21 protein-coding genes are annotated in these 26,817 nt (G+C 71.9%); 16 read left to right on the top strand and 5 right to left on the bottom strand.

Annotated elements, in window-relative coordinates:
• The first annotated feature begins 192 nt into the window (after nt 1-192).
• Both dapD and LZ495_RS11330 read left to right on the top strand, forming a co-directional pair.
• Nucleotides 193-1,185, top strand: coding sequence for a 2,3,4,5-tetrahydropyridine-2,6-dicarboxylate N-succinyltransferase (dapD, locus tag LZ495_RS11335; protein WP_235051981.1), 993 nt, complete (start codon nt 193-195; stop codon nt 1,183-1,185).
• A 364-nt stretch (nt 1,186-1,549) separates the two neighbouring features.
• Nucleotides 1,550-2,800, top strand: a complete 1,251-nt coding sequence (locus LZ495_RS11330; protein WP_235051980.1) for a chymotrypsin family serine protease — start codon at nt 1,550-1,552, stop codon at nt 2,798-2,800.
• A gap of 104 nt (nt 2,801-2,904) precedes the next feature.
• Here LZ495_RS11330 and LZ495_RS11325 read toward each other — a convergent pair whose 3' ends face one another.
• Complete coding sequence (locus tag LZ495_RS11325) at nt 2,905-3,645, bottom strand: haloacid dehalogenase-like hydrolase (RefSeq protein ID WP_235051979.1); 741 nt, start codon at nt 3,643-3,645, stop codon at nt 2,905-2,907.
• 77 nt (nt 3,646-3,722) lie between these two features.
• On the opposite strand from LZ495_RS11325, the gene LZ495_RS11320 reads away from it, so the two are divergent.
• Together LZ495_RS11320 and LZ495_RS11315 are read left to right on the top strand one after the other, a co-directional pair.
• On the top strand, nt 3,723-4,541 hold the full coding sequence (locus tag LZ495_RS11320; protein ID WP_235051978.1) for an MgtC/SapB family protein: 819 nt from the start codon (nt 3,723-3,725) through the stop codon (nt 4,539-4,541).
• 122 nt (nt 4,542-4,663) lie between these two features.
• Nucleotides 4,664-5,209 (top strand): Type 1 glutamine amidotransferase-like domain-containing protein, encoded by a 546-nt coding sequence (locus LZ495_RS11315; RefSeq protein WP_235051977.1) that lies wholly within the window; start codon nt 4,664-4,666, stop codon nt 5,207-5,209.
• A gap of 47 nt (nt 5,210-5,256) precedes the next feature.
• Here the strand turns inward: LZ495_RS11315 and casG are convergent, their stop codons facing one another.
• Nucleotides 5,257-6,960, bottom strand: a complete 1,704-nt coding sequence (gene casG / locus LZ495_RS11310; RefSeq protein WP_235051976.1) for a steroid-24-oyl-CoA synthetase — start codon at nt 6,958-6,960, stop codon at nt 5,257-5,259.
• 298 nt (nt 6,961-7,258) lie between these two features.
• On the opposite strand from casG, the gene LZ495_RS11305 reads away from it, so the two are divergent.
• From LZ495_RS11305 to LZ495_RS11290, 4 genes are all read left to right on the top strand, one after another.
• Nucleotides 7,259-8,440 (top strand): amidohydrolase family protein, encoded by a 1,182-nt coding sequence (locus LZ495_RS11305; protein ID WP_235051975.1) that lies wholly within the window; start codon nt 7,259-7,261, stop codon nt 8,438-8,440.
• Nucleotides 8,441-8,452: 12 nt separating this feature from the next.
• Nucleotides 8,453-9,220, top strand: a complete 768-nt coding sequence (locus LZ495_RS11300) for a class II aldolase/adducin family protein (protein WP_235051974.1) — start codon at nt 8,453-8,455, stop codon at nt 9,218-9,220.
• A 104-nt stretch (nt 9,221-9,324) separates the two neighbouring features.
• Nucleotides 9,325-9,807, top strand: a complete 483-nt coding sequence (locus LZ495_RS11295) for a DUF6153 family protein (protein WP_235051973.1) — start codon at nt 9,325-9,327, stop codon at nt 9,805-9,807.
• A gap of 96 nt (nt 9,808-9,903) precedes the next feature.
• The gene (locus LZ495_RS11290) at nt 9,904-10,614 is read left to right on the top strand and encodes a DUF305 domain-containing protein (protein ID WP_235051972.1); all 711 of its coding nucleotides are present in this window, start codon (nt 9,904-9,906) and stop codon (nt 10,612-10,614) included.
• 76 nt (nt 10,615-10,690) lie between these two features.
• Here the strand turns inward: LZ495_RS11290 and LZ495_RS11285 are convergent, their stop codons facing one another.
• Nucleotides 10,691-11,305: a TetR/AcrR family transcriptional regulator gene (locus LZ495_RS11285; protein ID WP_235051971.1), complete on the bottom strand. Its 615-nt coding sequence runs from the start codon at nt 11,303-11,305 to the stop codon at nt 10,691-10,693.
• A 322-nt stretch (nt 11,306-11,627) separates the two neighbouring features.
• On the opposite strand from LZ495_RS11285, the gene LZ495_RS11280 reads away from it, so the two are divergent.
• The 8 genes from LZ495_RS11280 (at nt 11,628) to LZ495_RS11245 (ending at nt 23,222) form a co-directional block, all read left to right on the top strand.
• The gene (locus LZ495_RS11280) at nt 11,628-13,013 is read left to right on the top strand and encodes an MFS transporter (RefSeq protein ID WP_235051970.1); all 1,386 of its coding nucleotides are present in this window, start codon (nt 11,628-11,630) and stop codon (nt 13,011-13,013) included.
• A 252-nt stretch (nt 13,014-13,265) separates the two neighbouring features.
• Nucleotides 13,266-13,949 (top strand): hypothetical protein, encoded by a 684-nt coding sequence (locus LZ495_RS11275; protein ID WP_235051969.1) that lies wholly within the window; start codon nt 13,266-13,268, stop codon nt 13,947-13,949.
• A 505-nt stretch (nt 13,950-14,454) separates the two neighbouring features.
• Nucleotides 14,455-17,121: a serine/threonine-protein kinase gene (locus LZ495_RS11270; protein WP_235051968.1), complete on the top strand. Its 2,667-nt coding sequence runs from the start codon at nt 14,455-14,457 to the stop codon at nt 17,119-17,121.
• Between the two features lie 209 nt (nt 17,122-17,330).
• Nucleotides 17,331-18,308: an ABC transporter permease gene (locus LZ495_RS11265; protein WP_235052300.1), complete on the top strand. Its 978-nt coding sequence runs from the start codon at nt 17,331-17,333 to the stop codon at nt 18,306-18,308.
• A gap of 3 nt (nt 18,309-18,311) precedes the next feature.
• Nucleotides 18,312-19,283: an ABC transporter permease gene (locus LZ495_RS11260; RefSeq protein ID WP_235051967.1), complete on the top strand. Its 972-nt coding sequence runs from the start codon at nt 18,312-18,314 to the stop codon at nt 19,281-19,283.
• 71 nt (nt 19,284-19,354) lie between these two features.
• The gene (locus tag LZ495_RS11255; protein WP_235052299.1) at nt 19,355-20,365 is read left to right on the top strand and encodes an ABC transporter ATP-binding protein; all 1,011 of its coding nucleotides are present in this window, start codon (nt 19,355-19,357) and stop codon (nt 20,363-20,365) included.
• Nucleotides 20,355-21,419: an ABC transporter ATP-binding protein gene (locus tag LZ495_RS11250; RefSeq protein WP_235051966.1), complete on the top strand. Its 1,065-nt coding sequence runs from the start codon at nt 20,355-20,357 to the stop codon at nt 21,417-21,419. The genes LZ495_RS11255 and LZ495_RS11250 overlap by 11 nt, the downstream gene beginning before the upstream one ends.
• 6 nt (nt 21,420-21,425) lie before the next feature.
• Entirely contained in the window at nt 21,426-23,222 is a 1,797-nt protein-coding gene (locus tag LZ495_RS11245; protein ID WP_235051965.1) for an ABC transporter substrate-binding protein, read from the top strand.
• A gap of 291 nt (nt 23,223-23,513) precedes the next feature.
• Here LZ495_RS11245 and LZ495_RS11240 read toward each other — a convergent pair whose 3' ends face one another.
• On the bottom strand, nt 23,514-24,803 hold the full coding sequence (locus LZ495_RS11240; RefSeq protein ID WP_235051964.1) for a citrate synthase: 1,290 nt from the start codon (nt 24,801-24,803) through the stop codon (nt 23,514-23,516).
• Between the two features lie 369 nt (nt 24,804-25,172).
• Nucleotides 25,173-26,817, bottom strand: a 1,645-nt coding sequence (locus tag LZ495_RS11235) for an N-6 DNA methylase (protein WP_235051963.1), incomplete at its 5' end; no start/stop codon positions are given.

Below are 26,817 nucleotides of genomic sequence, written 5' to 3'. Positions count from 1 at the left end.
CGGTCCGTGCCGAGCGTTTCCCGCGCTCGTTGCCACCCAGCGTGCCGGTTGCCCGACAGCGGGCGCAGTGGAGGGGCCCCTCTACTCTTTGCCGCAAAGTGCCGCGAGCCTCCGCAATCCGCTTGCACGCCGTGTGCGCCCGCGTGCACCACTCCGCCGGTCCGCGCTCCCCCGCCCGGTAACGTAGGCGGCGTGATCGAGACCTCTTCTGCTTCCCCCACCTCGGGCGCCGTCGCCGCGGGCCTTGCCACTCTGGCCGCCGACGGCACCGTCCTGGACACCTGGTACCCCGCCCCCGAGCTGACCGCCGGCGGCGGCGCGGCCGAGACCGTGCGCCTGACCGCCGAGGAGGCCGTGGCCGCCCTCGGTGCGGACGCGGCGGCCGGCCTCGGCACCGACGAGCTGCGCGGCGTCGAGGTCGTCGCGGTCCGCACGGTGATCGGCTCGCTGGCCGACGCGCCGGCCGACGCGCACGACGCGTACCTGCGCCTGCACCTGCTGAGCCACCGCCTGGTCCGCCCGCACGGCGCGAACCTCGACGGCGTCTTCGGCCTGCTCGCCAACGTCGCGTGGACCAACCTCGGCCCGGTCCCGGTGGACGGCGTGGCCGCCGCCCGCCTGCGCGCCCGCGCCGCCCGGGTCTCCTTCGAGGTCGCCGGCGTGGACAAGTTCCCGCGCATGACCGAGTACGTGGTGCCGTCCGGCGTCCGCATCGCCGACACCACCCGCGTCCGCCTCGGCGCGCACCTCGCCTCCGGCACCACGGTGATGCACGAGGGCTTCTGCAACTTCAACGCCGGCACCCTGGGCGCCTCGATGGTCGAGGGCCGCATCAGCGCGGGCGTCGTGGTCGGCGACCACAGCGACATCGGCGGCGGCGCGTCGATCATGGGCACCCTGTCCGGCGGCGGCAAGCAGGTCATCTCGGTCGGCGAGCGCTGCCTCCTCGGCGCCAACGCAGGCATCGGCATCTCGCTCGGCGACGACTGCGTCGTCGAGGCGGGCCTCTACGTCACCGCGGGCACCCGCGTCACCCTGCCCGAGGGCAAGGTCGTCAAGGCCGCCGAACTCTCCGGCCGCAACGGCCTCCTGCTCCGCCGCAACTCCACCACGGGCGCCGTGGAAGCCATCTGGCGCTCCGAGTCGTGGGGCTCCCTCAACGAGGACCTCCACAAGAACGACTGATCCCGGACGCCGGCCCCGCACCTCGGGTCCGGCTCCGCGGCACCGCCCGCAGCACCACGCGCAGCACCGCCCGCCGAAGGCCAGGCCGGACACCGTCCGTCCTGGCCTTCGGCGTTCCCGCGGGCCGAGGGTGCCGTTTCCGCAGAATTACGGGCCGCGCCATTTGGACACGGAATGGAGAATTCCGCACGCCCCGCGGATATTCGGGGACGCCGCGCGCGCGGCCGGGACTTGACAGCTTAGTTGCCTCGAACTCCCATACATTTTCTGCCTGTTGACTGCTTAGCATCGGCCCGGACGGAGCGGTCGGACTGTTCCCTGTCGCATTCCCCGACGAGCACACCCAATTCTCGGAAGGAAATACGTGCAGAAATCACCGAAGGTCATTCTCGGCACAGCGTTCCTCGCCGTGCTGGCCGTCCTGGTCCCGACCCAGGCGACCCAGGCGGCACCGGCCGGCGAACCGAACGTCACGCACGACCAGATCGCGGCCATGTCGCAGAGCGAGCAGGCCAAGCTGCTCGACCCGCTGCGCGCCCTCGCCAATGCCGTCGACGCGCTGGGGCGCCCGGGCTCTTCCGGCGCGTACACCGGCATATACGCGGGCATCGAACTCGATGCTCCGGCCAAGAAGGTCAACATCTACCTGACCGACGTGAAGCAGTCCGCCAAGCTGCTCGCGGACGCCAAGCGCGCGGACAAGTCCATCGACACGCGCCTGGCGAACATCAAGCAGGGCAAGCACTCCCGCCAGGACATGCACGCGGCCCGCGACCGGGCGTTCCGGTCCGGCCAGGGCCTCGGCATCGCCAGCATCTCGGTGCCCGTGGACGGCAGCGCCCTGGTCATCGGCGTCTCCGACGTCGCCGCCGCCCAGCAGGCCCTCACCCGGCCGGTCGCCCCCGGCCGCACGCTGGCCGCGGAGGTCGGCGTGGAGACCGTCTTCAAGCAGGCGGCCGCCGGTTCGGACATGTCCCGGCGGATGGACTCGGTGCCGTGGATCGCGGGCGCGGCGCTGGGCAACACCAGCCTCCCGCAGAGCTCCGGCTGGCTCTGCACGTCGGGCGTGCCGACCCGGCGCAAGTCCGACGGCAAGGCGTTCCTGATCACCGCCGCGCACTGCTTCGCAGACGGCAACAGCGTCTGGACCGGCTGGGAGAACGGCCGCCGCAACTACATCGGCCAGGTCGTGGCGCGGGCAAACCTCTGGGACGCGGTCGCCGTCGACACCACCAACACCGGTCTGACGCGCGGCATGGCCTGGGACGGCCCGAACAACGGCGACGCGTTCGTGCAGCAGCTGACCAGCTCGGCGTACTCGTACAACGGCGACTACGTCTGCCAGGACGGCTTCACCTCCGGCGTCATCTGCAGCATCCGCGTCGTGGACCAGGACATCTCCTGGACCGGCAGCAACGGCGTCCCGCACCGCGGCGTCGAGGGGAGCCGGTCCGGCACCGCGATCCGGGGCGGCGACAGCGGCGGCCTGGTCTTCGGCATCACCGGCAGCACCCGCCAGGCCCGCGGCATCAACAGCTGGGGCGGCGGCGGCACCATCCGGTGGACCGAGGTCGTGGACATCTACAACACCTGGAACCTCGCCCTGGCCCCGTAAGCCGCAGCGGGTGAACGGGATTGCCCTTTCCGATTGACCGGGGCCTGCCCGGCCGGAGCATTTTCCGGCCGGGCAGGCCCACATCCCGGCATGAATCCGTGCGCCTATGCGGCGGATTCCTCGCGGGTGAGGGTGCGGATTGCCGACACGACGAGTTCGGTGTCGGTCAGGTCCGGGAGAACGGTGTGGGCGCCGGCCGCGGTGAGGGTCTCGGCGGAGGTGCGGCCACTGGCCACGGCGATGACCGCCGCGTCGTTCCGGAGCGCCGCTTCGACGTCGTGGACGGTGTCGCCGATCAGCACCGTCCGGCGCCCCTGGTACGGGTGGCCCGTGGCGGCGGTGGCGCGCCGGCGGGCCAGCGGCACGAGCTTGTTGCGGTCCTCGTGGTCGTCGCCGTAGGCGCCGGTATCGGTGCGCAGCAGGGCCGCCGCGTCGCCGAGCAGGGCGAGCTTGAGCGGCGCCGTGCGGGCCATGTTGCCGGTCAGGATGCTCTGGTGGATGTCCGGCGCGGCCAGCGCGTGCACCGCTTCACGCGCGCCGGGGAGCGCGTATCCGGCACTGCGGGCTTCCTCGTCCTGCTCGAAAGCGGTCGCGAAGCTGTCGAGGAGCCGCGTGATCAGGTCGTCGGTGGGCAGGACGCCATGCGCGCGGAGCATCTCCCGAGCGATGTGCAGATCGGTGCGGCCGCCGAAGTCGATCTTCTCCGTGAGGCGTTTGCCGGCCACCGCGGACAGCGCATCGTCGAAGGCGGTGAGCGTCGCCGGCCCGGACCGCACCAGCGTCAGGTCGATATCCCACAACACCAGCACGTGTCCGCCCGCGGCCCCACCTTCTGATTCCAGCACGGCGCCACCCTAGTTTCCCCCGAACGGCCGCGCGAGGAATCTGCGGTCCGGATGGGGTGATTCAGCACAATGTGCCCATGCTTCTCTGGGTGTCGGACGCTGCTCCCCCGTTGTTCGGCACGGGCGACGGGAGCGGGCAGAGCCTGCGGCAGTTCGCCGAGTTGGGCATCGCGCTGGTCCTGTCCACGCTGATCGGACTGGAGCGCGAGGCGCGGCAGAAGAGCGCGGGCCTGCGGACGCACATGCTGGTCGGGGTAGGCAGCGCGCTGTTCATGGAGGTGTCGATCCACGGGTTCGGCGCCGCGGTCGGGATTCCGGGAGTCTCGCTGGACCCCTCGCGGGTGGCCGCGCAGATCGTGTCCGGGATCGGCTTCATCGGCGGCGGGCTGATCTTCGTCAAGCGGGACATCGTCCGCGGGCTCACCACCGCCGCCACGATCTGGTTCGTGTGCGCGGTGGGCATGGCCTGCGGCGGCGGCCTTGTGGTGCTGGCCGCGGGTGCCGTGGTGATCTACTTCGCGATCGTGCGCGGCACGCGGCGGCTGACCGCGCGGATGGCGCCGGACAACTCGTACGGCGAGGTCGAAGTCCGGCTGCTGTACGCACCGCACGGCGGCGTCCTGCGCAGCGCCCTGGAGGTGTGCACCCGCCAGGGCTTCCAGGTCACCGACGTACGCACCGAGGGAGACGCCGGCGACTGGCTCGGGGAAGTCGGCGGCGCCGGCTACCGCAAGGCCCCCGCCCCGCGGTCGCCGGAGGACGCCGGAACGGCCGTGACGTCCGTCCTGCTGCGCCTCGAAGGAGCGGGCTCCGCCCACCCGTTGCTGGAAGAGCTCACTGAGCTCGAGGGCGTCCGCGGAGTCTCCCTCGGCGTCCGCGCCGCGACGACGGAGTAGGGGCGCCGTAGGGTCGCGGGATGCGTTTGTATCTTTCTTCGTTTCGGGTGGGGGAACGGCCGGAGCGGTTGCGCGGGTTGGTGCCGGGGGTGGGTGGGCGGGCCCTGGTGGTGGCCAATGCGATGGATGGGCAGCCTGCCGGGGAGCGGGCTGCCGGGGTGGTCCGTGAGGTCGACGCCTTGGGGGCGCTGGGCTTCGCGGCCGAGGAGTCGGATCTGCGGGAGTACTTCGGGGCAGAGGCGGGTGTGCTTGCCGAAGTGTTCGGCGAGGCCGACCTGCTGTGGCTGCGCGGGGGCAATGCGTTCGTGCTGCGGGCGGCGCTGGCGCTCAGTGGGGCGGATGCGGTGTTGGCCGGGCTGCTGCGGGAGGACGCGGTGGCGTACGGGGGCTACAGCGCGGGTGGTTGCGTGCTCGCGCCGAGCCTGCGGGGGCTGGAGGCGTGCGACGACCCGGCCGAGGTCGGGCGCGCGTACGGGCGGCCGGCGGTGTGGGACGGGCTCGGGCTGCTGCCGTACGCGTTCGTGCCGCACGTCGACTCCCCCGGGCACCCGGAATCGCAGGTGCTCGGGGAAGTCGCGGAACGCTACCGGGCGGACGGCACGCCGTACCTCGCGCTGCGCGACGGCCAGGCGCTGGTGGTGGACGGGGAGCTGTCGGAGGTGGTGTGAGGCCTGCTCCGCGCGCGGGGCAGAGCCTTCAGCGGTCCGCGTGGGGCCTACTCCTCGACGAGGTCCGCGGCCTTGGCGCCGGTGACGACTGCGCGGATGACCTTGCCGGTCGCGGTGCGCGGCAGCGGCTCGGTGCGGATCTCCCAGTAGCTCGGCACCTTGTAGTACGCCAGGCGCTCGCCGACGTACGCGGACAGCGTCTCGGGTGTGAGCGCGCCGCCCGGCTTGGGTACCACGACGGCCTTGACCTCTTCGCCGAGTTCCGGGTGCGGGACGCCGACCACGACGGATTCGGCGATGTCCGGGTGGGCGTCGAGGCAGTGCTCGATCTCGGCGGGGTAGATGTTCTCGCCGCCGCGCAGGATCAGGTCGGAGCGGCGGGTGGCCATGAAGAACTGCCCGTTGCGCTCGAGGCCGAGGTCGCCGGTGCGCAGCCAGCGGTCCTCGGTGAGGGACTTCGCGGTGGCCTCCGGGTTGCGCCAGTACTCGCGCATGACCAGGGGGCTGCGGATCCAGATCTCGCCTTCCTCGCCGTCCGCGAGGCGCGTGCCGTCCTCGCCGCGGATCTCGACCTGCACGGTCGGCACCGCGGCGCCGATCGCGCCGACCGCGGCCTCCAGTTGCGCGGCGCCCGCAGAGGTGGCCACGCCGCCGCTCTCGGTCAGGCCGTAGCCGACGCCCATCGCGCCCTTGGCGTTGGTGAACACCTGCTGGAGCCGGGTGACGAGCTCGGGGGCGAAGGCCGCGCTGCCGCCGCCGAGGCGGGCGACCGAGGAGAGGTCGTACGCGCCGGAGTCGGGGTGGTTGACCACGCGCCAGCCGACGGTCGGGACGACGGACCAGTTCGTGCAGCGCTCGCGTTCGATGGTGGCCAGCACCGCGGGCACGTCGAAGCGGCCGCTGAACAGGACCATCGTGTGGCCGTCCGCGAAAGCCGCGACGGCGCCCGCGAGGAGTCCGGAGACGTGGAAGAAGGGGCTGTTGACCAGCCAGCGGCCGGCCGGCGGCGAGGCCGGGCGGCGGTCCGCGGGCACGTGGGCCATGGCGCGCGCGGCGAGGAGCGCCTGCACGTTCTGCATCGCGATGACGTTGCGGTGGGTGAGCACCGCGCCCTTGGGGCGGCCGGTGGTGCCGGACGTGTAGAGGATGAGGGCGGGGGCGTCCTCGTCGCCGGGGCCGGCCGGCAGCTCGGCGTCCGGGGCGTACCGGACGAGGTCGGCGAAGCCGGACTCCATCTCGACCACGGGGACGGTCGCGTCGGGCAGGCGTTCGAGGCGGCGGCGGTCGGCGACCAGCACCTTGGGCTCGCAGTCGGCGAGGCCGTAGCGGATCTCGTCGCCGGCCCACCAGCCGTTCATGCCGACCGCCACGGCGCCGAGCGAGACCGTCGCCCAGAAGGTGATCAGCCACTCGGGCCGGTTCGCGGCGAGGATCGCGACGCGGTCGCCGGGTTCGACGCCGTACCGGTCGCGCAGCGCGGCGGCCACGGAGGCGACCGCGCGGGCGTGCTCGGCGTAGGTCCAGCGGGTGCCGTCGTCGTGCACGACGTACTCGCGGTCGCCGTACCCGGCCGAGCGGGCCACGAATTCGGAGAGCGACCGCGGCCGGTTCGCCAGCACGCGCAGCGGTACCCCGAGGACGTCCTCCTCGGCCAGCTCGAACGGCGAGCCGGGCGCGGTGAGCGCGGCCATCGGGTCGGACGCGGCTGCGGAGGGGGTCCCGGACGGGGAACCGGAGGTCGAGGTCGCCATGAGCGGACCCTAAGAATGCTTGACCGAGTCAGTCAAGTCTTCGCGCTATGCGAACACCGCCGCCGGGACCTCGGGCCGGGCCCTCCGCATCTGCCCAGCTCGGCACGTGTCGCAGCACTCCGCACCGGCAGTCGGGCTTGTTCTCGGCGCCCGCCCGGCCTACCGTGCGAGGGCCGGTCTGACGAAGCGTCAGGTACACAGGTGTGCATTACACCCATCCTGCCGCCCGCCGGACCGCCCTCCCCCGCGGGGCCGCCGCCACCAGGCCGCCCCGGCCGTGCCGCTCGAAGGAGTACGCGTGACCGACCTGCTCCTCCCCGATCCGGAGCCGCGTGAGGTCCGGTACACCGTCATCTCGGTGGACGACCACCTCGTCGAACCGCCCGGCATGTTCGAAGGCCGCCTGCCGGAGCGCCTCCAGCCCTTCGCCCCGCGCGTCGTCGAGGACGAGAAGGGCAACCAGGTCTGGGAGTTCGACGGCAACCGCTACACCCAGGTCGGGATGAACGCGGTCGCCGGGCGGCGCCCCGAGACCCGCTCGCTCGAACCCACCCGCTTCGAGGACATGCGCCGCGGCTGCTGGGACATCGACGCCCGCATCCGCGACATGGACATCGCCGGGGTGTGGGCCTCGCTGAACTTCCCGTCCCAGATCACCGGCTTCTGCGGCCGCGTCTTCTCCGCCGCGGCCGACCCCGAGGTCGGCCTCGCGGTCACCCGGGCCTGGAACGACTGGCTGTACGAGGAGTGGTGGCAGCCGTACCCGGACCGCATCATCCCGCTCGGCATCACCTACCTCACCGACCCGGAGGCGGGCGCCGCCGAGATCCGCCGCAACGCCGCCCGCGGCTTCCGCTCGGTGGCGCTGCCCGAGCGCCCGCACCGCATCGGCCTGCCGTCGCTCTTCTCCGGCCACTGGGACGCGATCATCGAGGCCTGTGCGGAGACCGAGACCGTCATCTCGCTGCACGTGGGCTCGTCCGGCATGGCCGACATGGCCCCCGGCGCGCCGATGCTCGAACTCGGCGCCACCACCTTCGGCCAGCTCTCGCTCCAGGCCTGCGCGGAATGGCTGTGGTCCGGCTACCCGGCCCGCCACCCGGGCCTGCGCATCGCGATGTCGGAGGGCGGCATCGGCTGGGTCGCGATGCTGCTCGACCGGCTCGACAACATCGTCGACCGGGCCGGCTACGCCAAACACGCCGAGCAGTGGGGCATCCGCCCGGCCGACGTGCTCACCCGCAACTTCCGGTTCTGCACGATCGACGACCCGTCGACCATCGACACCCGGCACCGCATCGGGATCGAGAACATCATGCTGGAGACGGACTACCCGCACGGCGACGGCACCTGGCCGGACACCCAGGACGTCATCGCCAAGGCGTGGGGCCACCTGCCGGACGACGAACTGCGGCTGCTCACCCATGCGAACGCCGCACGCCTGTTCCGCCACCCGCTGCCGCCGAACCCCAAGCCGTAGGCGAGGCCTCCCGTGCCCCTGGACTCCCCCTCCTCCGCCGCGTTCACCGCGACCCCCGAGCAGCTGCTCCCCGACCTCGACCCGCGCCTCGAACTCACGCTGCTGGCGCGTACGTTGTGGCACGAGGGCTACAACGACCACCTCGCCGGGCACATCACCTACCGGCTCGACGACGACACGTACCTGTGCAATCCCTGGTACCTGCTGTGGGACGAGTTCACCCCCGACGACGTGATCCGCATCGACGCCGACGGCAAGGTCCTCGACGGCCGCTGGCCCGCACCGCTCGGCATCCCGCTGCACCTGGAACTCCACCGCGCCCGCGACGACGTGCGCGTGGCCATGCACAACCACCCGCGCTGGGGCACGGTCTGGGCGGACGCGGGCCGCATCCCGCCGCTGCTCGACCAGTCCTCCGCACTCGGCGGCGGCCGCCTGGTCTTCGTGGACGAGTACGCCGGGCCCGTCGACCAGGCCGAGAACGCCCGGGCCGCGGTCGACGCGATGGGCGACGCCGACATCGCGCTGCTCGCCGGGCACGGCGTCTTCGTGACCGGCAACGGCATCCGCGCCGTGCACCAGCGGGCCGTCGCCCTCGAACAGCGCTGCCGCAATGCGTGGCACGCCGAGGTGCTCGGCAAGCCGGTCGAGCTCCCCGAGCAGGTGCGGGCCCGCTTCGCGGCCAGCAAGGGCGACGGCTTCCGCGGCTTCTGGGAGGCGATGGCCCGCCGCGAACTGCGCCGCGACCCGGCCCTGGCCCGCTGGCTGCGCACCGCATGACGACGGCCGGCGCCGCATCCGGCTGATACCCCTACCCGGTACGCTGTGACCGGGCCGCCGCGGCGCGGCCCGGCTCACGGCACCCGGCGGGAAGGACTCGGCGCATGCGCAACGCATCGACCCTGGTCCGCCTGATGCTGTTCGCCCTGCTGCTGATCGGCACGGTCGGCATGCACACCATCGGGCACCCGCCCGAGGCCCGGGCCGCGGCACCGGCTCCGACGGCCGACGCCGCCGCGGTCACAGTCCCCGACGCCGCGACCGCGCTTTCCGCCGACCCCGGCGCCTGCCCGAGCGGCCACTGCGCGACCCCGGACGCCATGCCGGCCGTCGCGCACTCCCCCGGCAACGAGGCCCACAGCCAGGGCCAGAACCAGGGTGACCACGGTTCCGGCGGCATGGACCCCGCGTCCCTCTGCCTGGCCATCGCCCTCGCCGCGTTCGTCCTCGCGGTCGCCTGGTTCGCGCTGCGGCGCGGCACCCGGCGCCGCACGGCGGCCGTCCGCGGCCTGTGGGGACGCCTCGCCTCGGCGCTGCCGCCGCCGCGGCCACCCGACCTCTCCCGACTCGCGGTCCTGCGCATATAGGCCGGCGCGCGCCGGCGGGCTTCGGCCTGCCCGCGTACCGCCGACCTCGACCGATGCCGCATGTCCGCGGCACCTCGCAGAATCCGGGAGACCCCTATGAAGCGTCGTATTTCGCGCGCCCTCGTGCTGTCCGCACTCGCCCTCAGCGGCGCACTCGTCCTGGCCGCATGCGGCGGCGACGACAATATGGACGGCATGGACCACGGCAACGGCGGCACCACGTCGTCCGCCCCTGCCGCCCCCGGCGGCAGCACCGCGCCGGGTGCCTTCAACGACACCGACGTGATGTTCGCGCAGATGATGATCCCGCACCACGAACAGGCCGTGGAGATGGCCAAGGTGGTGCTGGCCAAGACCGCGAACGCCGACATCAAGAAGCTGGCCACCGCCATCGAGGCGGCCCAGGCCCCGGAGATCGCCCAGATGAAGGGCTGGCTCAGCGCGTGGGGCAAGCCCACCGCGATGCCCTCCGGCGGCAGCATGCCGGGCATGGACCACGGCAGCGCCGACGGCATGATGTCCGATGCCGACATGCAGAAGTTCAAGGCCGCCGCCGGCACCGAACTCGACCGGCAGTTCCTCGAGATGATGATCGTGCACCACAACGGCGCCATCAAGATGGCCGAGGACGAACTCGCCAAGGGCACGAACCCGGACGCCCGCAAGCTCGCCGAGGCGATCAAGTCGTCGCAGTCCGCCGAGGTCCAGGAGATGCAGCGCCTCCTGGCCGGCACCGGCGCCAAGCCCGGCGCGACCCCGGCCCCGACGGCCACTTCGTCCGGCAGCATGCCCGGCATGGGCCACTGACCGAGCGCCGTCGCGTGGCGGTCGGGCCGCCACGCGACGGCATCGCTCGTCGTGCCGGATACGTCGGCGCGCTACGTCAGCGTGCCTCGTACATCGGGACGAGGACGTGGTCGACGACGCGGCGGACCTCGTCGCGGGTGGGCGGGTTGTCGGTGGCCATGTAGATCTGCCCGATCATGGCCGGGCCGGCCAGGATGCACTCCGGTTCGAGGGCGCCCGGGCGGGCTTCGCCGCGGTCGACCGCGGCCTGGATGATGCTGCGGATGGCGGCGAGCCGCGGCTCCGCGGCGCGTTCGCGCCACATGGTCTGCAGTTCCGGGGACTTCACGGCATCGCCGCACACCGCGCGGAGCGCGACGCCGATGGTGCCCGCGCACGAGGTGGCGTAGGCCTCGAGGACGTTGACCAGGTCCTCGCGGAGGTCGCCGGTCGGCGGGTGGTCGTCGGGACCGGGCAGCACGGCGGTGAGGCAGTCGACCACCATCGAGGGCTTGTCGGCCCAGCGGCGGTACAGCGTGGACTTGCCGGTCCCGGCCCGGGCCGCGACGCCCTCGAAGGTCAGCGCGGTGTAGCCGCGCTCCGCCAACTCCTCGACCACGGCGTCGCCGATCGCCTGCTCGAGCACCTTGCCGCGGCGGCGCGGGAAGCGCCGGTGGTCGTACCCGCCGACCTCGACGGCGAGCTCGCCCATGGCGACACAATGCGCATCGACCTGCACATCTACCGCCACGTCAGGGGTCACGCCCGTCTGTACTTCGGTCATCCGTCTGCCCTCCGGATCCCATCGTACAGAAAACGGTTGCGTACTCTAAAGTGGTTGCTTACTGTAAACAGAGTACGGAACCGTCCTCTATTTCCGTGCTCTGTACATCTCCGTGAACCAAGAGAAATCCTGCGAGGTACACATGTCCACGGCACCCCCCGAGGTGGCCCCCGCCACGGGAACGCCTGAAGCGCCAGGCCGGAAGGTACATCCGGGACTGGCGCTGGCCGTCCTGGCAGGTGCGCAGCTCATGATCGTGCTCGATGCCACGATCGTGAACATCGCTCTCCCGGACATCCAGCGGGCCCTCGGCTTCTCCGAGGCCTCGCTGACCTGGGTGATGAACGCCTACACGCTCACCTTCGGCGGCCTCCTGCTGCTCGGCGGGCGGCTGGGCGACCTCCTCGGCCGCCGCAAGCTGTTCATATACGGTCTGCTGCTGTTCACGCTCGCCAGCCTGCTGGGCGGGTTCGCGCAGAACGAGGCGACCCTGCTGGCCGCACGTGCCCTGCAGGGCGTCGGCGGCGCGATGACCGCCCCCGCGGTCCTGTCGCTGGTCACCACGACCTTCAAGGAAGGCGCCGAGCGCAACAAGGCGCTGGGCGTCTACGCGGCGGTCTCCGGCATGGGTGCCGCGGTCGGCCTGCTGGCCGGCGGCTTCCTGACCGAGTACGCCAACTGGCGCTGGGTCATGTTCGTCAACGTGCCGATCGGCATCGCGCTGGCGATGGCCATTCCGCGGGTCTTCCCGCCGGACCGGGTGGAGTCCTCGGGCAGCGGCCTGGCGCGCTTCGACATCCCGGGCGCCATCACCTCCACGATCGGTGTCTCGGCCCTGGTGTACGGGTTCATCCGGGCCGCCGAGGAGAGCTGGACCGACTCCGTGGCGATCGTCGCGTTCGTCCTGGCCGTGGTGTTCATCGCCGCGTTCCTGGCGATCGAGACGCGTACCCGCGAACCGCTCCTGCCGCTGCGGCTGTTCCGCAACCGCACGCGGACCGGCGGCTACCTGGTCATGATGCTCGCCGGCGCGGGCATGATGAGCACCTTCTTCTTCCTCACGCTGTACATGCAGTTCCCGGCGCTGCTGGACCTGTCGCCGGTGCTCGCCGGTACCGCGTACCTGCCGCTGACCGCGGGTGTCATCACCTCGGCGCAGATCACCTCGCGGCTGATCACCACCAAGGGCCCGCGGCCGTTCCTGATCATCGGTCCGCTGGTGGCGGGCTCCGGTCTGCTGTGGCTGTCGTTCCTCGAGGTCGACTCCACGTACTGGACCGGCATCCTGCCGGGCGTCCTGCTGATGGGCCTCGGCATGGGTGCGGTGTTCGTGTCGATCATGACCACCGCGACCGCGGGCATCGCCGCCGAGGACGCCGGCATCGGTTCCGCGGTGCTGAACGTGACGCAGCAGATCGGCGGCACGATCGGCCTCGCGGTCCTGGCCACCATCTCGACCACCGTCATCAAGGACGAGATGGCCGCGAAGGGTGCGGCGCACGCGTACACGTCCGGCTGGACGACGGCCATCCTGGCCGCATCGATCATGCTGTTCGCGTCCGCACTCGTCGCGTTCGCCCTCGTGCGCATCCGCCGCGAGGACGTCGTGGTCGACCCGAGCGCGGTCACGCACTGACCCGGACCGCACCACGGATCGCCCGAGGCCGGGCGGCGGATTTTCCGCCGCCCGGCCTCGCCGCGTCCGGCCCTCGGGCACCCGGTCGGCAAGGTTGCGGGAGGTGTGCCCGAACGCCAGGGAATCCATGGCGTCTGCCCCCGGAAAACCCTTGTACGAAAGGGATATAAGGCGTCATCGTGACGGTACGGGATGCTGCCCCGAGGTCCGGGCATGGGGACCGGCCCACAGCTCCCAGGGGATGGTGTGCCCATGTCCGAAAGCACATCCACGACGGTCGAGACCAGCGCGCAAAGACCGGCTCGCGCGTACGACTGGTGGTCCCTGACCGGCCTCGTGTTCGTCGTGATCTACATCCTGCTCGTGGTGATCGATCCGGGCGTCGACACCTCGGAGAAGAATGCCCCCGCGAAGGCCCGCGAATGGCTCGACGACATCGAGACGTCGTCGCTCGTCCTCCAAGGCGCCCTCGCGATGCTCGCCATCGCGTCGCTCGTGGTGTTCGTGCACCGGGTGGACGACCGGCTCGCGGCCGCGGGCGTCGCGGAGGGCCGGTTGCGCTCGACGCTGCGCACGGCCGGCTGGGTCGCGGCCGTCATGTTCATGATCGACGGCTCGTTCGTCCTGGGCGCCGGGATCACCGAGACGGCGTCGGACGACTACCAGGTGAGCGGGGACGCCATGTTGGCGCTCCAGGGCGCGTCGGCGATGACCTGGGCGTTCGCCATCACCGCGGGAGGCGTGGTGGTGCTGTGCGCCGGGTTGGCGGCCCGGAAGACCGGGGCCATGCCCGCATGGCTGATGTGGGCGAGCCTGGTCATCGGCGTGCTGTGCGCGCTGGCCGTGCCGTTGATGGCGATGCCGACGCCGCTGCTGGGGTTGTGGCTCGTGGTCACGTCGATCGCGTTCACGGTGTGGCGGCCCGCCACCGCGTGACGCGCGTCCGCTCGGCAGTTCGCTCACAGCTCGCTCAGCAGGTCACTCGGCAGGTCGCTCGGCAGGTCGCTCAGCACATCCGGCGGGGCCGGACCCGGGACGGGGTCCGGCGCCCACCCACCCCCGGGGGGGCCCCCCCGGGGGCGGGGGCCCGCCCCCGCCGGATGTGCCCCGCGCGCGCCCCGGCCTCGCGCTCCGCTCCCCTGCCGCGCCGCCGCGCCAGGCTTGCGCCAGGGCCGGAGGCCACGCGCATGGAACCCCCTTGACCATTCGGGCGTCTCAAGGCTGTGAAGGTTCCGCGACACCTGCCGCGGAGGGGGGCACACCGTGGGCAGCCGTGTCTGCGGGCGAGTACTCTGCCTCAGGCAGCAGGGGTATTCCGGACGCGGTGATCCGCGCCCCCGGTCGCTGCGCGTCCGCCGGTCCACCGGGTCGGTGCAAAGTCTGTCGCAGCGAGGAACCGGCGGGGATGATGGGCGGTGGTGGGGGAGAATTCGGGGGGATTGTGACCGAACACGAGTGGCCGGGTGAGCCCCTTGCCAAGGGGGACCCGACCCGCATCGGGCCGTACACGGTTCTCGGCCGCCTGGGGGCGGGCGGCATGGGCCGGATCTACCTCGGACGTTCGCCGTTCGGGCGCCTTGTCGCGATCAAGACGATCCGCTCCGAGTTGGGCGGCGACCCCGGCTTCCGGGCGCGCTTCGCGCAGGAAGTCGCTGCCGCACGCCGGGTGAGCGGCGTGTTCACCGCCGCGGTGGTGAACGCCGACCCGGACGCCGCGGTGCCGTGGCTGGCCACCGCATATGTGCCGGCCCCCTCGCTGGAGACCCTGGTGCGTTCGTGCGGCCCGCTGCCGCCGAGCGCGATCCGCTGGCTCGCCGCGGGCATCGCCGAGGCCCTCGAGTCGGTGCACGCCGCAGGGCTCGTGCACCGCGACCTGAAGCCCTCCAACGTTCTGGTGGCCAGCGACGGCCCCAAGGTCATCGACTTCGGCATCTCGCGGGCCGCGGACTTCGGTTCGCTGACCATGACCGGTGTCGCGGTCGGCACGCCCGCCTACATGTCGCCCGAGCAGGCCCAGGGCGTCCGGGACATCACGCCGGCCAGCGACATGTTCTCGCTGGGCGCGACGCTCGTGTACGCCGCGACCGCGCACTCGCCGTACCCGGACCGCAAGCCTGCCGAGGCGCTGCTGCGCCTCGTGACCGGCTCGGCGGACCTGACCGGTCTGCCGGACGAACTGCACGACCTCATCAACTCGTGCATGCAGCGCTCGCCCGAGCACCGGCCGTCGCCGACCGCACTGCTGACCTCGGTGGCACCGCTGCTGGACGCCGAGACCGGATACACCGGCGACAGCCGGCTGCCCGAGGCGGCGGCCGCGATGGTCGACCGGTTCGAGCGGCAGTACCGCCCGGCCGGGCAGCGCACGCCGCCGGTCCCCGAGCCGCAGCAGGCCCCCGACGAGACGGACGACGACGTCGGCCGGCTCAGCGACGACGACTGGGGCAAGCTGCCCGCGCAGGTCCGCGAGGAGCAGCCGGCCGCGAACCGCCCCGGCGCGGGCGGCGGAGCGGACGCTCCGGGCCGTCCGGGCCCGGATGCGGGCGGCCCCGGCCCGGTCGGACCGCAGGGGCAACCCGGTCAGCACGGACAGCAGGGTCAGCACGGCCCGCAGGGGCAACCGCAGCCCGCCGCCGCGCAGCACGGTGCCGGCGGCCTCGGCGGTCCCGGCGGCCAGGGGGGTGCCGGCGCGCAGCACGGCCAGTCCGCTCCCCCGCGCCCGAGCGGCCCGCCGGCCGGCAGCCCGTCGCCGTACGGTCCGCCGCCGGTGGCCGGCCAGCCCGCGCGGCCGCAGGGCGGTTCGCAGCCGTACCCGCAGCGTCCCGGTTCGCAGCCCGGCGGCCCGCAGCAGGGCCCGGGCGGCAACCCGCCGTACGGGCAGGGCGGCGCCCAGGCGTTCGCGCAGCAGCCCGCGCCGCAGCCGTACGCGCCGCCGCACGGCGCGCCCAACACCCCCCAGGGCCAAGGCGGTTCAGCACAGGCCGCACCGGTCGGCGCGCTGCCGACCGAGCTGGCGTTCCGCAAGGGCCCGCCCCCGCCCGCCGCGCCGACCTATGTCGCGGGCCAGGACGACGTCCCGCGCCAGCACCCGCCGACGCCGCGTACCCCGACGGGTCCGCTGGAGGCCGCGAGCACGCAGCCGTGGCGGTTCGCGGCGACCGCGGAGATCGTCTCGCCGCCGGTGCGCGCGGGCGGTTCGCGGACCTCGCGCGTGCACGTGCACAGCAAGGACAACGGCCTGCACACGCTGCACCTGGGCACCCGGGAGTGGCGCTTCGACAGCAGCGGCTGGTCGCACCCGCCCGCGGTCGAGGGCGACATGATGTACCTGAGCAGCCAGGACAATCACCTGTACGCGCTGGAGCTGAGCAGCCGCGCGTGGCGGTGGAGCTTCCCGACGAACGGCGAGGTGGTGGCCGCTCCGGTGGTCGCCAACGGCACCGTCTTCTTCGGCAGCAGCGACAACCAGGTGTACGCCGTGGACGCGGCGACCGGCCGGTGCAACTGGCGCTTCCCGACGCAGGGTTGGGCGACCACCCCGACCGTGGTGGACGGCACCGTCTACTTCGGCAGCAGCGACCGCTGCGTGTACGCGGTGGACGCGGCGACCGGCTGGGCGCGCTGGCGCTACCCCACCGGCGGCTGGGTGTCCGCGCCGACCGTCTCGGGCGGCGTGGTGCACGTCGGCAGCACCGACCACTACCTGTACCTGCTGGACGCCCGGTCGGGCACGCTGCGCGGCTGGTACGCGGCGCAGGGCCCGGTGGCGCAGCCCGCCGCGGCGGCCGGCATGTCGTTCTTCGGCAGCGGCGACGGCGGCCTGTACGCGGTGGACGTGAACTCCACCCAACTGGCCTGGCGCTTCAAGACGGACGGCTGGGTCACCTCGCCGGTCGTCGCGGGCAACACGGTGTACGCGGGCAGCAGCGACCACTCGGTCATCGCGGTCGGCACGTCCGGCGAGCCGCGCTGGAAGTTCACCACCGGCGGCCGGGTCACCTCGCCGATCGTGGCGGACGGCCTGGTGTTCGTCGGGAGCACCGACCGGCACCTCTACGTGATGGACGCGGCAACCGGTGGCGCGCCACAAACCGGCCGCAGCAACTGACCGGTTATTCACCGTAGTTACCTCGGGAAACACCTAAAAGCGCAGGTCAACTGAGCCCCGGCGAACGAGAGTTCGCCGGGGCTTCGTGCTGCCTGAAGATCGACGTGTCACGGTCGCATCACAAACCTACCTATCGCTAAGTAACCGTCGTACAGTCTGCGGCACCGGACTCCGGCAGGCCCGTGAACCCAAGGTCGGTGGTGACCCAGGTGCGCTTCCTGTTCCGTCGTATCGCCTTCTACGCAGTTACCGCGTGGGCGGCGATCACCATGAATTTCCTCATTCCCCGGCTCATGCCGGGGAGTCCGGAGAACACCGTCCTGTCCCGTTTCCAGGGGCAGGTCTCGCAAGAGCAAATCGACGCCGTGAAGGCCCAGTTGGGCGTGAGCGATGCCGGCATCCTGTCCCAGTACGGCACGTACTGGAAGGACTTGCTCTCGGGTGATCTCGGGCTGTCCGTCTCGTACTTCCCCGGCGAGGTCTCGGAAGTGATCGGCCAGGGCGTCTGGTGGACCGTCGTCCTGATCGGGGTCGCGACCGCGATCAGCTTCGTCCTCGGCACCCTGCTCGGCGTGCTCGCGGCGTGGAAGCGCGGTTCGCGGCTGGATGCCCTCCTGCCGCTGACCACGTTCCTCTCCGCGGTGCCGTACTTCTGGATCGCGCTGGTCGCACTCAGCGTCTTCGGCGTCGAACTCGGCCTGTTCCCGCTCACCGGCGGCTACCGGCCCGAGCTCGAGGTGGGCTGGAGCGGGGAGTTCATCTCCAGCGCGCTCAGCCACTCGGTGCTGCCGGCCCTCACGATCATCGTGAGCTCGATCGCCGGCTGGCTGCTCGGCATGCGCAACATGATGCTGACCACGATCTCCGAGGACTACGTGCTGGTCGCCGAGGCCAAGGGCCTGCGCACCCGCCGCGTCATGCTCGGCTACGCGGCCCGCAACGCACTGCTGCCGAACATCTCCGGATTCGCGATGTCGCTCGGCTTCATCGTGAGCGGGTCGATCGTCACCGAGACGGTCTTCTCGTACCCCGGCATCGGGTTCCTGCTCTACAACGCGGTGCTCAACAACGACTACCCGCTGATGCAGGGCATCTTCCTGATCATCACGCTCATGGTGCTGTTCGCCAACTTCGTCGTGGACCTCTGCTACGTGGTCCTCGACCCGCGCATCCGACAGGAGGCCTGACCCATGGCGGCAACGGCCACCATCGTCACCGCCGAGACCGCCCCGGCGCCCGCCAAGGCCCGCCGCGGGATCCCGCTGCTGCGGTCCGGCAAAGCGCTCACCGGCGTGGTCATCTTCGGCATCTTCATCCTGCTCGCCGTGATCGGCCCGTGGATCGCCCCGGACGACCCGTCGCAGACCGGCGGACCCGTCCTGCAATCCCCGTCCGGCGCCCACCTGCTGGGCACCACGCAATCCGGCCAGGACGTCCTGTCCCAGGTGCTCACCGGGGCCCGGACGTCGATGCTGGTCGGCGTGGTCGCGGCCACGCTGGCCACCGCGCTCGCGGTGCTCATCGGGGTCACCGCGGGGTACGTCGGCGGCTGGACCGACGACATCCTGTCGATGCTGACGAATATCTTCCTGGTCATCCCGGCCCTGCCGCTGACCATCGTGCTGACCGGATATCTGGAAGGCGGCGGCTGGTTCCCCATCGCCGTGGTCATCAGCGTCACCGGCTGGGCCTTCGGCGCCCGGCTGCAGCGCGCCCAGACGCTCTCGCTGCGCAACCGCGACTACATCAAGGCGGCCCGCGCGGTCGGCGAGCGGCCCTGGCGGATCGTGACCGTCGAACTGGTCCCGAACCTCGGCGCGATCATCATCTCCGGGTTCCTGTTCACGTTCATCTTCGCGATCCTCACCGAGGCCAGCCTGTCGTTCCTGGGCCTGGGCTCGATGACCACGTGGAGCTGGGGCACGACCCTGTACTGGGCGCAGAACTCCAGCGCCTTCACCACCGGCGCGTGGTGGTGGTACGTGCCGCCCGGGCTGTGCATCGCGCTGGTCGGCGCCAGCCTGTCGCTGATCAACTTCGGCGCCGACGAACTCATGAACCCCCGGCTGGCACCGGTCGCCAAGCGGAACCGCAAGGCGCGCCGCGCTCAGCGGCGCCAGGCCGCAGCCGCGGGGGCCGCCGGAAAGGAGGCGACGCCGTGACCGCGACGGACACCACGGCCGATGCGGCCGTACCGCCCGCCCGGGACCCCGGTCCGGGACGCGAACCCCTCTTGGAGATCAAGGGGTTGACCGTCGACTACGGCGAGGGGGCAGGTGCCGTGCACGCGGTCGACAACGTCGACATCACGCTGCACCGCGCCGAGACCCTGGGCCTGGCCGGCGAATCCGGTTCCGGCAAGTCCACGCTGGCGCACGCGGTGACCCGGCTGCTGCGCCCGCCCGGGCGCATCACCGGCGGCCAGGTGCTCTACCACCGGCGCGCCAAGGACGGCGGTCCGGTGCCGCCGCCGGTCGACGTGCTGGCCATGAACCCGGCCGAGCTGCGGGCGTTCCGGTGGGAAGAGATCGCGATCGTCTTCCAGAGCGCGATGAACGCGCTCAACCCGGTGCACAACGTGGCGGCGCAGATCGCCGACACGCTGCGCGCCCACCGGCCCGGCATCACGCGCGAGCAATGCCGGGAGCGCGCCGCGCACTTGCTCACCACCGTGGGCGTGCCGGCGGCCCGGATGAAGGCGTATCCGCACGAGCTGTCCGGCGGCATGCGGCAGCGCGTGATGATCGCGATGGCGCTCGCCCTCGACCCGGACGTCCTGGTCCTGGACGAGCCGACCACCGCGCTCGACGTGGTGGTGCAGCGCGAGGTGCTGGCCGAGCTGGTGCGGCTGCGCGAGGAGTTCGGCTTCGCGGTGCTGTTCATCACGCACGACCTCTCGCTGCTCCTGGAGGTCGCCGACCGGGTGGCGATCATGTACGCCGGGCGGCTGGTGGAGTCGGCGCCCGCGCAGGCGGTCTACCACGAGCCCGAACACCCGTACACCCGCGGCCTGGTGGGGTCCTTCCCGCCGCTGCGCGGACCGCGCCGGGAGCTGACCGGGATCGGCGGCTCGCCGCCCGACCTGCGGTCGCTGCCGCCGGGCTGCGCGTTCTCGCCGCGCTGCGGCCATGCGTTCGACCGGTGCCGCCGCGACATCCCGCTGCTGCGGGTGCCGCCGGCCGCCCCCGAGCGGCTGGTCGCGTGCCACCTCGACGACCCGGACGGAGGCTCCGATGCGACCTGATGACCCGGTTCTGGAAGCCCGCGACGTCTCCCGGCACTACCCGGTCCGGCACGTCGGCCGGCGCGGGGTCGTGCACGCGGTCGACGACGTCTCCCTCGCGCTGTTCCGCGGCCGGATCACCGCGGTGGTCGGCGAGTCCGGCTCGGGCAAGTCGACGATCGCGCGCGTGCTGGCCCGCCTCGAACCGCCCACCTCGGGCGAGTTGCGGCTGGACGGCGAGCCGGTGGGCAAGCCGCGCGGGCAGGCGTTCCGGAAGTACCTGGGCCAAGTCCAGATGATCTTCCAGGACCCGTTCGCGTCGCTGAACCCGATCCACACCGTCGAGCACCACATCGCCCGGCCGCTCAAGCTGCACGGCCCGCCGCGCTCCAAGGCGGAGGTGCATGCCGAGGTACTGGCCCTGCTGGAACGTGTCAGCTTGACCCCGGCCGAGCAGTTCGCGCGCAAGCGGCCGCACGAGCTGTCCGGCGGGCAGCGGCAGCGCGTCTCGATCGCCCGGGCCCTCGCGGTACGCCCCGAGGTGCTGCTGGCCGACGAGCCGGTGTCGATGCTCGACGTGTCGATCCGGCTCGGCGTGCTCAACCTGCTGCAGCGGCTCGGCCACGACGACGGCCTGGCGCTGCTCTACATCACCCACGACATCGCCTCGGCCCGCTACTTCGCGGACAGCGTGCAGGTGATGTACGCGGGCCGGTTGGTCGAGGGCGGCCCGGCGGAGGCGGTCACCCAGGAGCCGGCGCACCCGTACACGCGCCTGCTCATCGACTCGGCCCCGGACCCGGACCGGCGCGGCGTGCTGGACGGCGGCCGCGCCGAGCGGCTCGGCGAGGCGCCCGACCTGTCGGACCCGCCGTCCGGCTGCCGGTTCCACCCCCGCTGCCCGCTGGCCATGCCGGTGTGCGAGGAGAAGGCACCCCCGAAGTTCTCGGTCGGCGGCGGGGCCGGCGAGGAGCACTGGGCCGCGTGCTGGCTGCACGCCCCGGAGGAGCAACAAGAGCAGGCGCAAGAGCAAGAAGCGCAGGACCAGCACCCGATGACGACCGGACGGCGGTGAGAGCTCGTGCTCGGATTCAGCAGACCAGGCTCGCGCGGTGAGACAGGCGCGGACCCGCGGCAGGCGCGGCAGGACGGGCGGGTACGGCAGGCCCGGCAGGGCACGGGTGCGCCCGGGCTGCTGCGCCGGATACGCCGCTCCAAGGCGGTGCTGCGGGCCGGTGTGGGCCTCGCGGTCCTGGCGCTGACCGCCACCACGGCGGCGTGCAGCGACGAGAGCAGCACCTCGGGCGGCGAGAGCATCCTGCGGGTGACCGGCGCGCCCACCGGGCCGCTGATCCGCAACTTCAACCCGTACCTGACCACCAGCCCGGTGAACCTGGTGGGCGGCTCGTCGATGATCCACGAGCCGCTGTTCATCCCCAACACGCTCAAGGTCGGCTCGTACACCCCGTGGCTGGCCAAGACGTGGGAGTTCTCCGCGGACGGCAAGCAGCTGACGCTGAACCTGCAGAGCGGCGTCAAGTGGACCGACGGGCAGCCGTTCAGCGCCGAGGACGTCGCGTTCACGCTCAACATGCTGGTGAAGAACCCGGCACTGAACGCGAACGGCATCGTGCTCACCGAGGCGAAGGCCGAGGGCCCCGACAAGGTCGTCATCTCGTTCCCGATGCCGAGCTTCACGCAGCTGCCGTTCATCGGGATCACCTACATCGTGCCCAAGCACAAGTGGGGCTCGGTCGCGGACCCGGGCACGTTCAACGACGAGAACCCGGTGGGCACCGGCCCGTTCATGCTGGAGACGTGGTCCGCGCAGGGCTACTTCCTCAAGAAGAACCCGAACTACTGGCAGGTCGGCAAGCCGAAGATCGACGGTCTGCGGTACGTCACGTTCAACTCCAACGTGAGCGCCAACCTCGCGCTCTCGCAGGGCCAGTTGGACTGGACCGGCAACTTCGTCAACAACATCGAGTCGGACTACGTCGGCAAGGACCCCGAGCACAACAAGTACTGGTTCCCGGCGATCGTCCCGACGTTCCTGTCGCTGAACCTGACCAAGCCGCAGTGGCAGAACGCCGACGTGCGCAAGGCCATCAGCCTGGCCCTGGACCGCGACGAGCTCGTGCGGCTCGCGGAGCAGAACCAGCAGCCCGCCAACAAGACGCCGACCGGCCTGGTCATGCCGCAGCATGAGCCGTTCCTCGCGGACAAGTACAAGGGCGTGGAGATCAAGCAGGACGTCAACCAGGCCAAGGCGCTGATGCAGAAGGCCGGTTACACGATCGGCGGCGACGGCTACGCGAACGGGCCGGACGGCAAGCGCCTGACCCTGACGCTGTCCACGTCCTCCGGCTTCACCGACATCCTGACGATGTACCAGGTGATGACCGAGCAGCTGAAGAAGATCGGCATCGAGGTCAAGGTCGAGCCCAAGGCGACCGCGGAGTGGATCGCCAATCTGTTCGTCGGCAACTTCGACGGCTCGACGTTCGGACCGCTGGCGGGCGCGTTCACCCCGTTCGACGTCTACCAGCGCACGCTGGCCGGCTACCTCACCAAGCCGGTGGGCGAGCCCGCGTTCGTCAACGTGGTGCGCTGGAAGGACGCGGAGACCGACAAGCTGCTGATGCAGTACGCGGGGACCACCGACGCCGCACTGCAGAAGCAGGCACTGGAAGGCCTGCAGACGATCATGGCCGAGCAGGTCCCCGTCATCCCGCTGTTCAACTTCGTCTCGTGGGACGAGTACACGACGAAGAACTTCGTGGGCTGGCCGGACAAGGACAACCCGTACTCCGTGGGCTCCCCCATCGGCCCGTCGTCGGTGCTGGTGGCGACTTCGCTGGAGCCGCGCCAGAAGTAGCACCGCGGCAGTGCGGCAAGTCGTGCAAGGGCTGCGCGGTGGCGTGCAGGGGCCGCCACCGCGCATGAGGGGAGGCCGGCCGGGCGACGGGGGGCCCGGTCGGCCTCTCCGCCTGCCCGGAAACGCCGTGAACGCCGTGAACGCCGTGAACACCGGCACCGCCTGAACGCAGGTACGCCGGAGCCCCTGGGCACACGAACGCCAGAACGCCGGAACGGCCGTCCGACGCTGTCGGACGGCCGTTCCGGCGTTGCAGGTCGTGCAGGTGTCAGGCGCCGGCCCTGCGGGCCGTCAGCGGGCGCCGATCGGCACGTAGTCGCGGATCGGGGTGCCCGTGTAGACCTGGCGCGGGCGCCCGATCTTCGAGGACGGGTCGGCGATCATCTCGCGCCAGTGCGCGATCCAGCCGGGCAGCCGGCCGAGCGCGAACAGCACCGTGAACATCGAGGTCGGGAAGCCCATCGCCCGGTAGATGAGGCCGGTGTAGAAGTCCACGTTCGGGTACAGCTTGCGGGACACGAAGTAGTCGTCGGACAGCGCGACTTCCTCGAGGCGCAGCGCGATGTCGAGGAGCTCGTCGCGCTTGCCCAGGCGGCTGAGCACGTCGTCCGCGGCCTTCTTGATGATCGTGGCGCGCGGGTCGTGGTTCTTGTAGACGCGGTGCCCGAAGCCCATCAGGCGCACGCCGTCTTCCTTGTTCTTCACCTTGTTGACGAACGCGTCGACGTTGCCGCCGTCCGCCTTGATGCCGTCCAGCATCTCCAGCACCGACTGGTTCGCACCGCCGTGCAGGGGGCCCCACAGCGCGCTGATGCCGGCCGAGACCGACGCGAACAGGTTGGCGTGGCTGGAGCCGACCATGCGCACCGTGGAGGTCGAGCAGTTCTGCTCGTGGTCCGCGTGCAGGATCAGCAGCTTGTCGAGTGCGGAGACGACGACCGGGTCGGCCTTGTACTCCTCGGACGGCACCGCGAACGCCAGGCGCAGGAAGTTCTGCACGTAGTCCAGCGAGTTGTCCGGGTACAGCAGCGCCTGGCCGACCGACTTCTTGTACGCGTAGGCCGCGATGGTCGGCAGCTTGGCCAGCAGCCGTATCGTCGAAATGTGGACCTGGCGCTCGTCGAACGGGTCGTGGCTGTCCTGGTAGAACGTGGACAGCGCGCTGACCACCGACGACAACATGGCCATCGGGTGCGCGTCGCGCGGGAATCCGTCGTAGAAGCGCTTGACGTCCTCGTGCAGCAGCGTGTGCTTCGTGATCTCCTCGCGGAAATCGTCCAGCTGCGCCGGCGTGGGCAGCTCGCCGTAGATCAGCAGGTACGAAGTCTCCAGGAAGCTGCCCTGCTCGGCCAACTGCTCGATGGGGTAGCCGCGGTACCGCAGAATGCCTTCTTCGCCGTCGATGAAGGTGATCGCGGATTTGCAGGCGGCCGTGTTCACGAAGCCGCCGTCGTACGTGACCAGTCCGGTCTCCGCGCGCAGCTTCGCGATGTCGATGGCGTTGTCGCCGATGGTCCCGTCGACCACCGGGTACGTGTGCTCATTTCCCTGATAGCGCAGTACTACCGAGTCCTCGCTCATGGCTGGGTCCCCTACTTCTCGGCTCAGGCTCCGACACCCGTCCGGATCGTGTCCGGTCGGCCCCGGCTTTCGTGACATGTGTGCACCAGTACGAATAGCAGGCGCACGATGCCGCGCTGCAACCGGCTCCCGTCTCGCGGAATAAACCGTGAGCCACATCACGTGACGATCCGTCACACCCTGGTGATGCCCGGCGGGGCCTCCAGGTACCCCTCGGAGCCGTTACCACCTGCGCGGACCGCTTGGTGACGGTCCGACTCCCGCCCACGCTACGGGGTCGGCACCGGCCCGACCACTCGGGCCGGGCCGGTTCGGCGCTGGTCACCCAGGGTGATCGAGCGTGCCATCTTGCTCGATCTCACCGCGCGGTCAGGGGCGTTGTGCGGACTCTTTGGGTTCCAGGACACCGGAGGTCAGGCCGTCGAGGAGGCCGGCGGCGAGGAGGGCGCCCTGCCGGGCGACGCGGCGCAGCGCGGTGTTGTAGGCGTACAGCGCGCGGAACGCCTCGGCGTAGCGGCGCTGGGCGTCCACGGGCAGCAGCGGGACTTCGAAGCGGCGGACGTCGAGCCGCACGATGCTCGATCCGTAGGTGGCCTGGCGGGTGTTGGCGGGGGCGGACAGGAAGCCGGCCAGGAACCACGGGTCGAGGACCTGGGGGTCGGGGCGCAGCAGGTGCAGGTTGGCGCCCAGGAGGGCGCCGGCGTCCGCGTCGTCGGCGACCCGGACCGAGGTGCCGTCGGCGGCGAAGACGGCCGGGACCACGACGTCCCCGGCCTGGACGCGGGTGGCCTGGGCGGTGCTGTCGTCGGCGGCCGGCCAGGCGCCCGAGGGGGCGCTCCCGGAGGTGACGTCCGCGGCGGTGAGGACGCGCTCCTCGCTGCTGCCGCCGGCCTCGGGGTCGGTGCGGCCGGGGCGTACCGGGCCGCGGTGCAGCGAGACGGCGCCGCCGCGGGCCAGGTCGGCGATGGCGACCATGCGCCACGTGGCGCGGCCGGGGTCGGCGGGGTCGGTGGCCGGGATGAGGCCGGGCAGGTCGGCGATCGCGTCGACGAGGTGGCCGCGGGTGTCGGCGACCAGGGCCGCGCTGTCCGCGCCGGCGGGCAGCGGCAGGTTGTGCGCGGGGGTCAGGTCGACACTGTCGTCGAGGAGGTCGATGACCGGCACCGAGCGCCGTACGCCGGGCAGTTGCGGGCAGGACGCGGGGTCGGCGCGGAACGCCTGCCAGGATTCGACGGCGAGGGCGGTGACCGCGTCCCAGTCGATGTCGCGGCGGCCCGGGTCGGCGGGGCCGGGCGCGCCTGCGGTGTCCACGAACAGGACGTGGGCGGATGCGGCGGTTCCGGATCCGGGGCGGGCCAGCAGCCAGATCTGCAGTGCGATGCCGGCCGGCGGGGCGGCGCCGGCCGGCAGGCCGATCACGGCGCGGAGGGCGCCGCTGCGCAGGAGTTCGGCGCGGATCCGGCGGCCGGAGCCGCGGGCCGCGACCGCCGGGGGCATGAGCATGGCCACGGCTCCGCCCGGGCGGACGTGGGCCAGGGCGTGCTGCACCCAGGCGAGTTCGCCTTCGGTCTTGGGCGGCAGGCCGTATTCCCAGCGGGGGTCGTAGGCGAGGTCTTCGTGGCCCCAGTTGCGGTCGTTGAAGGGCGGGTTGCAGAGCACGGCGTCGGCCTGCAGGCGCGGCCAGGCGTCGTGCCTCAGGGCGTCGCCTTCGGCGACCAGCGGGTCGGCGGCGTCCCCGGCGCGGGCGCCGGCCCGGGCCGCGAAGGCCAGGCGTACCGCGGCGAGCCGGGCCAGGCCAGGGTCGGCGTCCTGGCCGGCGAGGGCGGCGGTGCCGCATCCGGCGCGCTGCGCGGCGAGCAGCAGGTCGCCGGGGCCGCAGGACGGGTCCAGGACGGCGGCGGCCGGTCCGCCGGCCGCGGCCAGCGCGGCCATGAGCGCCGCGGGTCCGGGCGGGGTCGCGGACGCCGGCCGGGCGGCCGAGTCGGCGTGCCGGGCGTAGAGGTCCTCGAACACC

The organism is Yinghuangia soli (genome assembly GCF_021502675.1).
In the GTDB taxonomy this organism is placed as follows: domain Bacteria; phylum Actinomycetota; class Actinomycetes; order Streptomycetales; family Streptomycetaceae; genus Yinghuangia; species Yinghuangia soli.
The sequence above is the reverse complement of the archived record's forward strand: the minus strand, read 5'-3'. Positions and strand labels throughout refer to the sequence as shown.

Excerpts from the sequence above, each read along its gene's own strand:
- LZ495_RS11240 (WP_235051964.1), bottom strand. The coding sequence starts at position 24,803 with ATGAGCGAGGACTCGGTAGTACTGCGCTATCAGGGAAATGAGCACACG.
- casG (WP_235051976.1), bottom strand. The coding sequence starts at position 6,960 with ATGGCGACCTCGACCTCCGGTTCCCCGTCCGGGACCCCCTCCGCAGCC.
- LZ495_RS11320 (WP_235051978.1), top strand. The coding sequence starts at position 3,723 with ATGCTTCTCTGGGTGTCGGACGCTGCTCCCCCGTTGTTCGGCACGGGC.
- LZ495_RS11285 (WP_235051971.1), bottom strand. The coding sequence starts at position 11,305 with ATGGGCGAGCTCGCCGTCGAGGTCGGCGGGTACGACCACCGGCGCTTC.
- LZ495_RS11260 (WP_235051967.1), top strand. The coding sequence starts at position 18,312 with ATGGCGGCAACGGCCACCATCGTCACCGCCGAGACCGCCCCGGCGCCC.
- LZ495_RS11280 (WP_235051970.1), top strand. The coding sequence starts at position 11,628 with ATGATCGTGCTCGATGCCACGATCGTGAACATCGCTCTCCCGGACATC.
- LZ495_RS11275 (WP_235051969.1), top strand. The coding sequence starts at position 13,266 with ATGTCCGAAAGCACATCCACGACGGTCGAGACCAGCGCGCAAAGACCG.
- LZ495_RS11295 (WP_235051973.1), top strand. The coding sequence starts at position 9,325 with ATGCGCAACGCATCGACCCTGGTCCGCCTGATGCTGTTCGCCCTGCTG.
- LZ495_RS11315 (WP_235051977.1), top strand. The coding sequence starts at position 4,664 with ATGGATGGGCAGCCTGCCGGGGAGCGGGCTGCCGGGGTGGTCCGTGAG.
- LZ495_RS11250 (WP_235051966.1), top strand. The coding sequence starts at position 20,355 with ATGCGACCTGATGACCCGGTTCTGGAAGCCCGCGACGTCTCCCGGCAC.
- LZ495_RS11290 (WP_235051972.1), top strand. The coding sequence starts at position 9,904 with ATGAAGCGTCGTATTTCGCGCGCCCTCGTGCTGTCCGCACTCGCCCTC.